The sequence below is a fragment of the Vibrio sp. C8 genome (genome assembly GCF_054051265.1).
Window position 1 is genome coordinate 169,597 of the sequence record NZ_JBPAOE010000011.1, and the last position, 13,698, is coordinate 183,294.

Sequence of the window (13,698 nt, forward strand, 5' to 3'; positions counted from 1 at the left end):
TCGGTCTCCTTTTTTTGTACTCAAATTCCTACAAACACCGAATACTCTCTTACCTGACAATGACACAATTCAGTAGCCGCTTGGATACCGTGTTTCTTTTGTATAGCAATGGTATCTGGAGTTAAATATGAAGAAATTAGGGATTGTCGCCTTATTATTTGGCATTTCATACGCTGTTCACGCACAGCAAGGAAAAAGTTTCGAAGTTGGTATGGCGGTTGATCAGCAGCTCAGTGCTGTTTTTGAAATCGACGACCAATATCGTTTCATTCTGGGAAATGATGGCGCAGCGTTCGATTACATTTTCGCTCAAGGAAGTTTCAATAATCCAGATGTGCCTTTTAACTGGTACGTTGGAGTTGGTGCTTGGGCTGAATGGGAAGATGATTTTGGTGCTCGTCTACCGTTAGGTATTAATTGGCAATTCAATAACCGTTTTAACCTTTATGGTCAGGTACATCCTGAAATCAACTTTTATGGCGGTCCTGAACTGCAAATCGGTGCAGCTTTGGGTTTGACGTATCATTTTTAGTCTTAATACTCTTTAGTCCGTTATGTGACTACCCGCCTTTTCTCACTTAGGTAGTTAAACGTATCATATAGTCAAATTGTAATAGCCTTGCTTGGCATGGCTGAATTTAGACCTATTTGAACTAGAGCGTGGATGGATACCTAATGTTGGGTGTTAAAAATAAAAACTTTATTGTCACAGGAGCGACATCCGGTATTGGACGTTTGCTGACAAAGCGATTGGTAGAACTTGGTGCTAATGTGGCTTTCTGTGGGCGCTCTGAAAGCAAACTCAGTGAGTTAGTTTCTGAAATCATATCTTGTGATAGTCAAACGTATTTTCAATCATTTGATGCGACAAATTTGGAATTGATCAATCAGTTTGTTGCTGATGCCAGTGAGAAACTGGGTGGCATTGATGTATTGGTGAATTGTGCTGGTGCGAATACATCGAGAAGTGCTATCGCAGATTTATCAGTAGATGACCTTATGGGGTTAGTTCAACTGAACATGATGTCCCCATTCGTTTTTATGAAGGAAGTCTACAACGTTTCGATGAAGCATAGAGGGCAGGGCATTGTTATCAACGTTCTGTCAACGGTGTGCGGATTTTCCAATGAAGGAAACGGTGCTTATACAGCCTCAAAAGCCGGTATAGATGCCCTAACGAAGGTTTTCCGAAAAGAAGTTAGGGAACGTGGCGTGAAAGTGTGTGCGATTTATCCCGGTGGCGTGGATACACCTTTCCGATCAGTAGAGCGCCCTGAGTACTTAGATCCAGAGCAAGTGGTGGATGCAATCTTGTTTATGGCGAGTCAAGACGGCATTTCTAGCGTAGATGAATTAGTTATTCGGCCTTTGGTCGAGAAAAATTACTGCTAGAAGTAGGACATTCTTTTATCCAAACGAAATAAAAAAACCGGCGTTATGCCGGTTTTTCTTTAACAGGATGACTTACTTGTCCATCGCTTTCTTGATACAGATAGCAGCGCCACCCCAAGTGATACCAAGACCAATGATCATCATAATAATTGCGCTAGTCGTCATTAGTTTGCCTCCTTACGGCTGGTTAGGTTAACAAGGACACCAAATACAAGTAGAACACCAATAATAGCCCAACCTAGAGTTAGGTCGTAACCACCATAGCCTTCAGTGAACAGTGCAATCAGTTTTGTTGAAATGATAACAGCTAACATCACTGGAGTGATAAAGCGTAAACAGATGTCAAACCAAACACCCACACTGAAATCAGAAATACTGTTCACGTATTTACGTACGTCAGAAACTTTTAGCAACCAAGTCATTAGTGCGATTTCAACGAAACAACTTGCCATGATACCTACGTTGTTTGCGAAGTGGTCAACTAGATCAAGTAACAGTAGGCCACCGTTGGTCGCAAATGCCATAGAAATCACTAAGCCTGAACCAATAACGATGTTTGCAGCTTTCTTACGGCTCCAGTTTAGCTTATCGATCACTGCTGACGTAACAGCTTCCATGATAGAAATGTGTGAGCTTAGACCCGCAACAACCAATGCAAGGAAGAACAGTGGACCTAAAATGTATGGTACTGGTAGAAGGTTAATTGCTGCTGGTAACGTTACGAATGCCAGACCAACACCTGCCGAAACAACTTCTGTTAGAGGTTTACCTTGCTCTTGAGCCATGTAGCCCAATACAGAGAAAATCATGATACCTGCAAGGATAGAGAAACCACAGTTGATCAATACCGTCATAAACGCATTGTTCGTGATGTCGGATTTCTCTGGTAGGTAGCTTGAGTAGGCAAGCATGATCGCAAAGCCGATACTTAGCGTAAAGAAGATCTGACCGTAAGCTGCCGCCCAAACTTTCACATCCCAAATCTTACTGAAATCTGGTTCGAACATGTAGTTCACGCCATCAAGCGCACCAGGAAGGAAAATCATACGTGCAATCAGACCTAATACCATGATGAACAAAATCGGCATCATGATCTTAGAAGCTCGTTCAATACCAGCTTTTACACCACCTACAATAGCTGCATAAGTGACTGCCCAAGCGATGAGCATAGCGAATGCGATATTCCATTGGATGTCACCAAGGTTGGTTGGTGAGTTGTCGCCAAGCGCCAAGTATTCACTAAAGAAGAATGCGTTAGTATCTGTACCCCAACCTTGAGTAAATGACAAACCAAAGTAAGAGATCGCCCAACCAATAACAGCCACATAGTACACTGCGATAAGCGCAGCAATACCTACTTGGAACCAGCCTAACCATTCAAATTTAGAATTGATCTTTGCTAGCGTAGAAGGTGCTGAACCACGATTTTTCTGACCCATACTGAACTCAAGGATCATGAATGGGATACCCGCAGTAAGTAGTGCGAAGATATAAGGAATGAAAAATGCGCCGCCGCCGTTTTCATAAGCCATGTAAGGGAAACGCCAAATGTTTCCAAGACCGATTGCAGAGCCTACTGCTGCTAGGATAAACCCTACTCGGGATCCCCATTGTTCTCGCTTCATGTTTTACTCCTTTACGACACTCTGAGGTCTGAAGCTTCTTTATGGCTATCACTGTCGAACATGGCTACTGTCGAGATTATTTAGCATTCTATAGAACTGCTTAATATTTTATCTATCATCCATGATCTGGTGAAAAGTTAGTATTAAATTTTGTTTGCCTTAAGAAAACCTAGAGTTTTATTCTTTATTATCTGATGTGTGTTTGCGAAATCTGAAATAATCAGCTACGCATGGTATTGAGACTACAGATTTGTTCTGTTAATAGCAATAGATCATAAATGTTGGTTTTTTGTGGTTAAATAGTTTTATTGGGTGGTTTTTCAGCTAGTGGGTGGTTCAAAGTGTTGTAAATTTGACAATTAATGGCTCGATTAGTGTTTATTTTGTTTATTTGCAATTGATATCACTATTAAAAACAGTAGAGTGTATGACTGAAAAATAAACAATCGACAGTGAATCCCTCCACTGTTTGCTCTTTATCTAAAATAAGGAGAAGAAATACAGACTTCATTAAGCACAGAGTCGTTGAGGTTTGCTTTTTTGTTGTCCAGATTAGCTTAATACGTGATATGGCGATTGAGTTATTGTGAGGGCAACTGCATAATTGTAGTTGAAAAATCGACAATTCTTGATGGCTTTCTTTACCAATGTTATTAATTTGTTAAGTAAAGGAGGTCTGTATGGAACATGATCTAAAGTTTGCAGTAATTGCTACTGTCGTTATCTTCACGGTACTTGTCGGTTTTGGATTGATCGCAATAACACACTAACTGATAAGGGTTCTACTTATGTCTAATAGTGGAACTGTTTCTAATCTAGATAACAAAGTCGATGTGATTCGACTATCCAAATTCATCGGCGGTAAAAACGCTCTGGTTGCTCAAGGCGGTGGTCAGAGGGGAATATTTACTGCCGGTGTATTAGACGCATTTAATCTTGCCAATTTCGACCCATTCGATGAATTTTATGGTACCTCTGCTGGTGCGTTAAATCTCAGCGCTTTTCTCTGCCGTCAGCATGGCCTAGGCAAAGCTTTCATTACAGAACTCACCACTACACCCGAGTTTTTCCACCTTTTTGGTTACATCCGTAGAAAACAATATATGGATCTTGACTGGGCGTTGGAAAAAATTTGTGACTTCCCATTTCATATGGATATAGACATGGGACGTAGGGCATTAGGCTCACGCAAAGCAATGGCGGCTGTTACATCATCGTTAACTCTGAGTGATGAATACTTTCCTATGCTGGGAGGTAATTGGAAGGATGTAATGAGAGCGACATGCGCGATTCCTCGCTTATATCCCAAACAAGTCGAGTTGAACAATAAGTTTTACATTGATGGCGGAGTTTCTGCTTCTATTCCCGTTCAGGAGGCTTGGCGTCGAGAAGCCCGTTTTATTACGGTGATCAGAACTGAAGAAATTGATTCTGAATCAGATCTAATCATTCAGGATGAAAGAGCTCGTCAGGAAGAAATTAAATGGTTCAGAGATTCTTTTAACAGTATTCAAAATCAGTGGCAGAACAGACTAGGACAATGGAAACAAGACTGGAATCGTTTTTTCCAACAACAAATTGCGCATTCCAAAGAATTGAAAAGTGAACATAAACACCTACAAACACTCAACGGCGGTCGTTGGTTATTTGGAGCGGACGATATTTATCGATTGAGTCATTTGCTTGGAGACAAATTTGATTCAGGGCTGGCGGATATGTTGATGGTACATTACCAGACTTACTCCCTAACTAGCGAGTTTCTGAATTCACCACCTGATGATGTGTTTATAGTGCAAATTGCACCAAGCAGCCCTCTGAAATCAACCTCTTTGATGAGCAATAAAGAAGACCTACTACATGACTATGAGTTAGGTGTCGAAGCCGGAAACCGCTTTATCAATTTGTTTTTGCAGGCTAGGGAGATAAAAGCGGAACGCATTATTCGTGCAGATTTTAATTCTCTGGAAATCGGCGAATAACTCACTCTAGAACAAGTAAAGTGAGTTATTGCTTTATGGGATATACCAGTTAGAAGACTGGCAGGATACGCATACAGTTGGTTGAACCTTCAACCTCCATCACATCGCCTTGAGTGATGATAACCAAGTCGCCAAACTCGAGCAGCTTTTTATCTTTGAGAGATTTCAAAGCAGATTGTGCCGCAATAAATCCTTCTTCATGCTTACTGTCGAAATAGAATGGAGTAACTCCTCTGTATAGTGCACAGCGATTAAGCGCGCGTTCATTACGTGACATGGCAAAGATAGGAAAGATGGAATTTAAACGAGACGTCATTAGTGCTGTCCGTCCCGATTCCGTCAAAGTGACCATCGCCTGTACACCTTCCAAATGGTTAGCTGCATAAATGGTAGACATGGCGATGGTTTCTTCTGAGGTGGCAAAGGAACGATCAATACGATAGTTCTGTTGATTCGACTCAATGGTTTTCTCTGCACCAATACAGACTTCAGCCATCGCTTTTACCGTTTCAACGGGATATTTCCCCGCCGCCGTTTCTCCTGACAACATTACGGCATCGGTGCCATCAAGGACGGCATTCGCCACGTCCATAACTTCGGCACGGGTTGGCATTGGACTTGTGATCATTGACTCCATCATTTGAGTGGCGGTAATCACTACTCGGTTGAGAGCTTTCGCGCGATGGATCAGTTTTTTCTGCACTCCCACGAGTTCTGGGTCGCCAATTTCAACACCAAGATCTCCTCGAGCAACCATGATCACGTCAGATGCCATGATGATATCGTCAATATTTTCATCGCATGAGACGGTTTCTGCTCGTTCCACTTTGGCTACCAAACCTGCTTCCAAGCCTGCATCTCGAGCTAGACGGCGAGCATAATTCATATCAGCCCCATTGCGAGGAAATGAAACAGCGAGGTAATCAACCTTGATTTCAGCGGCGAGAAGGATATCGCGTTTGTCCTTCTCGGTCAGAGCATCAGCAGAAAGACCTCCCCCTTTTTTGTTGATACCTTTGTTATTTGATAAAGGGCCACCAATCAGAACGGAGGTAAAGATCTTATTGTTTTCAACAGACAATACTTGTAGCTGTACTCTTCCGTCATCAAGCAGAAGGATGTCATCTCTTTTGACATCATTTGGCAAGGCTTTGTAGTCAATACCGACTGAGTCCTGATCGCCCATTCCGGGTGCCAGTTCGGCATCAAGGATAAATCGGTCACCTTCAGTTAGTAGAATCGGTCCATCTTTAAATGTGGATACGCGGATTTTGGGGCCTTGTAAATCACCCAAAATCGCGACATTTTTTCCTAGTTTTGCTGCGATTTCGCGAACTTTTTGTGCTCTTAGCTTGTGGTCTTCCGCAGAACCGTGCGAAAAATTCATTCGTACTACGTTTGCCCCTGATTTTATGATTTGCTCTAGTACATTTTCTTTATCTGTGGATGGGCCGAGTGTGGTGACAATTTTGGTACGTCTTTGACCTAAACTCATGGTGATCTCCTACAGTGATCGGGCAGATAAGGTATCGAGGATTCTATAAGTATAAACAAGACCTCATACTACTTGAGGTGAAGGTTGTAAAATTGTTACATAAGTCTGAGATTTTTGTAGGAATTTGGCTGTAATGCTCAATAGAATTAAAATAATTTTATTCTGAAAATAAGTTTTTCAAACACAGATATCGAGCCTATCCAAACCCGACAATTTGACTGAATACACAAAGTTCCGAGTATATACGTGATGCTGGTCACGGGTATTTACCAAAGCCCTTCACAATTAGTTCGCAAAGTAAAAAAATTGGCAGGTTGTTGTTTTTTGGAGCGTACTATGTACATGGCTCAACCTGGCCATATTGACCACATTAAGCAGGTCAATGCTGGTCGTGTGTATAAATTGATTGACCAAAAAGGTCCTATATCTCGTATCGATTTATCGAAAGAGAGCGAACTCGCGCCTGCAAGTATTACCAAAATTACTCGCGAGCTTATTGATGCGCACCTAATTCATGAAACAACGGTTCAAGAAGCTATCAGCCGTGGTCGTCCTGCTGTAGGTTTACAGACCAACAATGAAGGCTGGCAGTTTCTTTCTATGCGTCTGGGACGCGGATATCTAACCATAGCCCTTCATGAGCTTGGTGGCGAAGTCCTTATTGATACTAAGATTGAAATTCATGAAATCGATCAAGACGATGTGCTTCAACGCCTCTTATTTGAAGTTGAAGAGTTTTTCCAAACTTATGCTGACCAACTCGATCGTGTCACGAGCATTGCTATAACTTTACCGGGTTTAGTTAACTCGGAAAAAGGCATCGTTTTACAGATGCCTCACTACAATGTGAAAAATCTAGCGTTAGGCCCTGAAATCTATAAAGCGACTGGACTGCCTGTATTTATTGCTAACGACACCCGTGCTTGGGCTTTGGCGGAAAAGTTATTTGGTCATTCGCAAGACGTTGATAATTCAATCCTCATTTCAATACACCATGGTTTAGGCGCTGGCATCATACTTGACGGTCGAGTACTTCAAGGTCGTAACGGAAATATTGGTGAATTGGGGCATATCCAAATTGACCGCAATGGTAAGCGTTGCCAGTGTGGGAATATTGGCTGTCTTGAAACGGTTGCCAGTTCTCAAGCGATTCGAGAACAAGTCGCAGAACGAATTGCCAACGGTGAAACATCAAGCTTAAGTGAAATTGCAGAAATCACGATAGAAGATATTTGTTCTGCGGCAGCAGAAGGGGACCCTCTTGCAGTTGAAGTGATTGAGCAGCTTGGTGCTTATTTAGGTGCGGCGATTGCCATCGTTATAAACCTATTTAACCCAGAAAAAATTCTTATCGGTGGTGTTATCAATCAGGCAAAAAGTGTGTTGTATCCGGCTATTCAGCATTGTATCGAACAACAAAGCCTTCCTGTTTATCATCAAGATTTGAAGCTGGTGGAGTCTCGTTTTTACAAACAGGCGACGATGCCAGGTGCAGCGCTTGTTAAGCAAGCATTGTATGATGGTTTGTTGCTGATGAAAGTGGTAGAAGGATAATTATCACATTACCTTGAGTAGTATCATTTACATTTATCCTTTGTAGCTATACTGTTATTGGGTTTTAATAGTTTGCGGAATTTTCTATGTCAGGTGTTTTAAATTCAGTCGATCAACGTACTAACTTGGTTGGCGAAAACCGACTTGAGTTATTGCTTTTTAGCTTAAACAGCCGTCAACTGTTTGCTATTAACGTATTTAAAGTTAGAGAAGTTATTAAAGTTCCTCATCTAACTAAAATGCCAGGCTCACACCACAATATTACTGGTGTAGCAACACTTCGCGGTGTGCCAGTACCGATCATAGACTTACGTCAAGCGATTGGTTTCCCTCCATCTCGATTAGAAAAGCCAGAGCAAAACCTCATTATTACGGAATATAACCGTACAACACAGGGGTTTCTCGTTGGCCAAGTTCGCAACATCGTTAACACTGCATGGACAGAAATTGAGCCGCCGCCAAAATCAGCGGGGCGCTCAAATTACTTGACTGCGATTACTCAAATTAAAGAGCAAAACCAAACCAATATCGTTGAAATCATTGATGTTGAGAAAGTGCTTGCAGAAATCATTCAATATGATGTCTCTATTTCCGAAGAGATGCTTGACCACAATATTCTGGGTGAAATGGTAGGTCGCAATGTTTTGATCGTGGATGATTCGTCAACCGCACGAAACCAGATTAAAGATACTTTGTCACAGCTAGGGCTTAACATCATTGAATGCAGAGATGGCTTGGAAGCTTTGAATTTCCTCAAATCTTTGTGTGATGCGGGTAAAAATATTAACGATGAGCTTTTGATGATGATTACTGATGCTGAAATGCCAGAAATGGACGGCTATCGCTTAACTCATGAAGTTCGCAATGACCCTCGCATGAAAGACCTGTTTATTACTTTGAATACCTCTCTGAGTGGTAGCTTTAACGAAGCAATGGTTCAGAAAGTCGGTTGTAACCGATTCATTTCTAAGTTCCAGCCAGATTTGCTGGTGCAGGTAGCTCAGGAACGACTCCGCGAAGTTTTATAAGAGTGAAGCTGTATCAGGATATAAAAGCGCTGAATATTCAGCGCTTTTTTGTATCTTGAAACACGGTCTTACAGTATTTATTAGTATCTGGTTTAATGAAAATCTCTCGAGCGGCTTTGTAGCTGTGTGAGGTGATGGGTGATATCAATCAGTTTCCCCGCGATAACATGCACTACATTCTCTTCTTTCTCGACAATCCCTTTTACCATTAAAACCTTGGCACTGATATAAGCGCTTTTCTGTGCTCTGGCTGTGGCTTGCCAAACTACGGTATTAATATTTCCGGTATCGTCTTCTAGTGTGAAAAACGTTACGCCAGCGGCAGTGCCGGGAGCTTGTCGTCCGGTGACAACGCCTGCAACGGTCACGAGTGATTTATGTGGAAGATTTATCAGGTCTTTATGGCGGGTGAATTTGCCCAATAGACCAGCTTTGTCTAATAAGGTGATCGGATGCTGGTTGAGGGACAATCCTAACGAAGCATAATCTTCTATCAGGTCTTCCATCGCTGTAGGTGAGTGTTGAATTAGGCGTTCATCTTCTTGATAGTGTTCAAATAATGGCAGGTCAGAAAGAGAATCCATGATCGCCCAACGGGTGTCGTAGCGGTTATTAGTCAAACGATGCAGGGCATTGGCAGAGGCCAGTGATTCCATATCTTTTTGGTTAATTTCTGCATTTTTTAGCTGGTTAACATGCTGAAATCCGCCAGTAGGGCGAGCGCGCAGCAGTTGCTCACATCCTGAATCACTTAATCCCTTTACCAGACGCAGACCGAGCTGAATAGCAAAGCCTTGCTGGTAGCGCACAACTTGATGTTCGATAGCGGAATGATTAACGCAAACTGGCAGAATAACTATGCCGTGTCTTTGAGCATCCTGAATCAGTTGTGAAGGACTATAAAACCCCATAGGTAAACTATTGAGCAACGAGGTGTAGAATGCTTCTGGATAATAGTATTTTAGCCATGCAGAACAATATGCCAAAACCGCGAATGACGCCGAATGACTCTCTGGGAAACCATATTCCCCGAAGCCACAAATTTGATCGTAAATCCGTTCGGCAAACTCCTTCTCATAGCCACGTGCGAGCATGCCATTTATCAATTTAGGTCTGAATTTATCCAACTCGCCACTTTTCTTCCAAGACGCCATAGCACGGCGAAGCTGATCTGCTTCGCCTCCACTGAAACCGGCTGCAACCATAGCAATTTTAATCACTTGCTCCTGAAAAATAGGCACTCCCATGGTACGGTCTAAAACTTCTTTCACTTCTTGAGATGGGAAAGTGGTTTTTTCAATGCCATTACGCCGCTTAAGGAACGGGTGCACCATATCGCCCTGAATTGGACCGGGGCGAACTATGGCGATCTGTATGACCAAATCATAGTAGGTGTGAGGTTTTAAGCGTGGCAGCATGCTCATTTGCGCGCGCGACTCAATCTGAAACACCCCCACTGTATCGGCGCGTTGTATCATCCCATACACATTTTCATCGTCTTTTAGACGTGTGATGTCAGCAATACTGAGCTTTCGTTGATGGTGGTGTTCAATCATAGTGAAACATTTACGAATCGCCGTAAGCATACCTAACGCCAGCACATCGACTTTCATTAGCCCGAGGCTTTCTAAATCGTCTTTATCCCACTGAATAATGGTTCGCTCAGGCATGGCTGCGTTTTCGACGGCGATGAGTTCATACAAAGGCCCAGAGGAAATAACAAAGCCGCCCACATGTTGTGAGAGGTGACGAGGGAACGACTGAATTTCGTTAACCAGATCAATAAACAATTGCCCTTTGTGAGACTGTGGTTGTAGCCCTAACTCAATGATCTGGGCTTGCCAGCCGAGCTTACTGTCTCTGCGGTTAATATTTTTGATAAAGAAATCGAGTTGAGTTTCGCCAATCCCCAACGCTTTCCCCACATCTCGAATGGCGCTTTTTAAGCGATAAGTAATCACAGTTGCAGCCAGTGCGGCCCGCTCTCTTCCATATTTCTGATACAGGTATTGAATGACTTCTTCACGTCTCTCGTGTTCAAAATCGACATCAATATCTGGCGGCTCTTGTCGTTCTTTACTAATAAAGCGTTCAAATAGCACCGCGACTTGGCGAGGGTCGACAGCGGTTATCTCTAAGCAGTAACAGACAATAGAGTTAGCGGCAGAGCCTCGTCCTTGGTATAGAATGCCTCTGCTTTTGGCGAACATAACGATGTCGTGAATGGTAAGAAAGTAGAACGGATAGTTGAGTTCCTCAATAAGAGATAGTTCTTTATCTATAGTTGCCTGAATATCGTCAGGGACGCCTTCGGGAAAGCGAACAAGCTTGCCTTTTTCAACCATTTGACGCAGATGTTCCATAGGTTTGACATCATCTGGAATTAATTCACTTGGGTACTCGTATTTCAAATCACTCAGTTTGAAGTGACACAGTTCAGCAATACGTACACTCTCTTCCAACCATTCACTTGGGAATATTTTGGCGAGCTTTGCTTTGCTGCGCAGTGCCCGTTCAGTATTGCCAATTAGATGAGCCTGAATGTGTTCGACACTTTGGTTGTGCTTGATGGCCGTCAGAACATGTTGCAGTGGAAGACGCGTGGCCGTATGCATAAGAACACCGCCACATGCAGTGATCGGCAAACTCAGTTGTTGAGCCAGTTCCTGACAGTGCGAAATATAGTGATGGTCGTTCGCGCCGAGATGACGTTGAACGGCAATCCATAAACGACCTTGATGATATTGCTTCAGCCACTTTCCCCAATAGGCATTGTTGTCTTCCTCGGTTGGAAGCCAGAGAATAAAGCAGTGCTTTGCGGACATTAAATCCCATTCAGATAGCTGATAGTTGCCTTTTTCACTGCGCCTGCGCGCATTGGTAATGATTCGGCACAGCTCAGCGTATGCCTGGCGATTTGGGCACAAAAGTACAACTTGGCACTCACCATTGAGCCAAAACATACTGCCGACAATTTGTTTGATACCAAGCTTTCGGTCTTTGATGGCGGTATGAGCTCTCACGACACCAGCGATTGAGCACTCGTCGGTAATCGCGAGAGCACGATAGCGTAGAAAATCTGCGTGCTGAATAAGTTCTTCAGCATGAGAAGCACCTGTCAGAAATGAGAAATTGCTTTGGCAAAATAGTTCAGCGTAAGCCATGTCACTACTCTTATAAAAATCGTCTGATCAAAGAGGCACGTTTGCTAAACAAGCCTGCGTTTTAGCTAAACTGGCCATGCAGAAACCATCGTTTATCTTGGTTGCGAAATACCCAAAGCCAGCGGCCTTGTTCGCTGTGGGCAATGAAATAGTCACGAGTGATGGGCTGGTTGTCCCACCACCCAGTGACTAGTCTTTCAGGCCCATGGATGAGCGATACAATTTCACACAGAGGTTCAGGCTCAGGAAGCAGCAGACTAGGGCGCAACTCTGGTTTGCGTAATGTTTGCGATGTAGGTTCTGTTGCTGCTATGTATTGGCTGCGCTTCTCTGGACGAGGGTCATCACTCAGGTTCGGCTTATTGACATGTTCCTGACCAAGCTTGGCTTGTAGCAGAGTGATCAGCTCCAGTGCTGTCGTCTGACCTTTTTCGCCATCAAAAATGTCCGTCACGCTTTGGTTCATTTCCCCAGAACGAATGACTTTTAACGTCATTGCCAGAACGGGGTGGGAAAGTTGTATTGACTCCAGAGTGAGCTGACAGAGCTTCGCCCATTTTGCACAAGCATATTCTCCCTGTGCTGAAGTAAAATGCAGACTGTTTTTGATGTTATCTCGCTGAGTTAGTATCAGTTCAAGCTCAAAAGCGGCCTGATTTCTCAGTGTTAAAAATTGCTCTAAGCGTTTTAGCAAACGAGATAAAGGCTTCTCTAACCATTGAACATTCTCAATCTCATACAGCAGTTCTAAGTGGCTACAAAAGGCTTCTGGTGGGTGATAGAAGTTCACAGGGTGTTTAAACTGCCCCAAGAGCTTGCCTACGTAGTTCACTAAATCGATATCAAACCGTCTTGCCAGATCTTGTATTGGTACGGCAAGGAGGGCTTTGATGTCTCTAATCCCGACTCTGGTGAGTTTTTCTACCTGTTTAAAGTCAAGTTCTGTGGCACTGAGTGGGTAATCGTTAATGGCGGCAAGAATCTTGTCTTTATCCTCAATGATGATGTTTGAACCGCTTTTTCCAAGCAAAACAGCCGAAAGTGGCGAAAAACCGGAACCATAGTAGTAACGTGTTTTACGTAAACGAAGATGAGCGCTTAATGTGTGCCAATAGTTATCCAGACCCGAATACAGAGACAGCATGTTAGTGACCCTTAGCAATATGCCTTTTGGTGGCAGCAACACGATGTCTGAGGTTACCAGATACAACCATTGTGCTATCTCTTCGATGGTTTGATTTTCAACATTCTCATCATAAGGATGTACTTGTAGATCGCTGCACATAGATGCCGCACTGCCTAGCCCCATCCCAATTGTTATGCCTTGCTTTAATGCACAAGTACTGGCTTGAACAACATGGTTATCACGACCTTCGATGATAACCAGAGGGTATTCTTGCTCGGCGTATAAGGTATCCAGTTGTAGTGCTGGAAAATGAAGATAGATCCAAAGCGTCATCG

Annotated in this window: 11 protein-coding genes; 6 read left to right on the forward strand and 5 right to left on the reverse strand. The window is 43.1% G+C overall.

The annotated features are described in order from the left end of the window. The first annotated feature begins 127 nt into the window (after positions 1-127). A complete protein-coding gene (locus ACRQQK_RS06815) occupies positions 128-532 on the forward strand; it encodes a hypothetical protein (RefSeq protein ID WP_457510559.1) in 405 nt (134 codons plus the stop codon). A 143-nt stretch (positions 533-675) separates the two neighbouring features. Beyond that, positions 676-1,392, forward strand: a complete 717-nt coding sequence (locus tag ACRQQK_RS06820) for an SDR family oxidoreductase (RefSeq protein ID WP_457510560.1) — start codon at positions 676-678, stop codon at positions 1,390-1,392. Between the two features lie 72 nt (positions 1,393-1,464). On the opposite strand, the gene ACRQQK_RS06825 is transcribed toward ACRQQK_RS06820, so the two are convergent. Further along, positions 1,465-1,557, reverse strand: coding sequence for a MetS family NSS transporter small subunit (locus tag ACRQQK_RS06825; RefSeq protein ID WP_146029080.1), 93 nt, complete (start codon positions 1,555-1,557; stop codon positions 1,465-1,467). Next, on the reverse strand, positions 1,557-3,017 hold the full coding sequence (locus ACRQQK_RS06830) for a sodium-dependent transporter (protein WP_457510561.1): 1,461 nt from the start codon (positions 3,015-3,017) through the stop codon (positions 1,557-1,559). The genes ACRQQK_RS06825 and ACRQQK_RS06830 overlap by 1 nt, the downstream gene beginning before the upstream one ends. Positions 3,018-3,697: 680 nt before the next feature. On the opposite strand from ACRQQK_RS06830, the gene cydH reads away from it, so the two are divergent. Both cydH and ACRQQK_RS06840 read left to right on the forward strand, forming a co-directional pair. Continuing rightward, positions 3,698-3,787 carry a cytochrome bd-I oxidase subunit CydH gene (gene cydH, locus ACRQQK_RS06835; RefSeq protein WP_457510562.1) on the forward strand — a complete coding sequence of 30 codons (90 nt, stop codon included), beginning with the start codon at positions 3,698-3,700 and terminating at the stop codon, positions 3,785-3,787. An 18-nt stretch (positions 3,788-3,805) separates the two neighbouring features. Further along, positions 3,806-4,996, forward strand: a complete 1,191-nt coding sequence (locus ACRQQK_RS06840; protein WP_457510563.1) for a patatin-like phospholipase family protein — start codon at positions 3,806-3,808, stop codon at positions 4,994-4,996. A gap of 49 nt (positions 4,997-5,045) precedes the next feature. Here ACRQQK_RS06840 and pyk read toward each other — a convergent pair whose 3' ends face one another. Beyond that, on the reverse strand, positions 5,046-6,491 hold the full coding sequence (gene pyk / locus ACRQQK_RS06845) for a pyruvate kinase (protein WP_457510564.1): 1,446 nt from the start codon (positions 6,489-6,491) through the stop codon (positions 5,046-5,048). A 336-nt stretch (positions 6,492-6,827) separates the two neighbouring features. Between pyk and mlc the strand changes: the two genes are divergently transcribed. Both mlc and ACRQQK_RS06855 read left to right on the forward strand, forming a co-directional pair. Beyond that, positions 6,828-8,045, forward strand: a complete 1,218-nt coding sequence (gene mlc, locus ACRQQK_RS06850; protein WP_457510565.1) for a sugar metabolism global transcriptional regulator Mlc — start codon at positions 6,828-6,830, stop codon at positions 8,043-8,045. An 86-nt stretch (positions 8,046-8,131) separates the two neighbouring features. Next, the gene (locus ACRQQK_RS06855; protein ID WP_457510566.1) at positions 8,132-9,073 is read left to right on the forward strand and encodes a chemotaxis protein CheV; all 942 of its coding nucleotides are present in this window, start codon (positions 8,132-8,134) and stop codon (positions 9,071-9,073) included. 92 nt (positions 9,074-9,165) lie between these two features. Here ACRQQK_RS06855 and ACRQQK_RS06860 read toward each other — a convergent pair whose 3' ends face one another. Both ACRQQK_RS06860 and ACRQQK_RS06865 read right to left on the reverse strand, forming a co-directional pair. Further along, positions 9,166-12,237 carry an error-prone DNA polymerase gene (locus ACRQQK_RS06860; RefSeq protein ID WP_457510567.1) on the reverse strand — a complete coding sequence of 1,024 codons (3,072 nt, stop codon included), beginning with the start codon at positions 12,235-12,237 and terminating at the stop codon, positions 9,166-9,168. Positions 12,238-12,298: 61 nt separating this feature from the next. Further along, the gene (locus ACRQQK_RS06865) at positions 12,299-13,696 is read right to left on the reverse strand and encodes a Y-family DNA polymerase (RefSeq protein WP_457510568.1); all 1,398 of its coding nucleotides are present in this window, start codon (positions 13,694-13,696) and stop codon (positions 12,299-12,301) included. Positions 13,697-13,698: the final 2 nt, after the last annotated feature.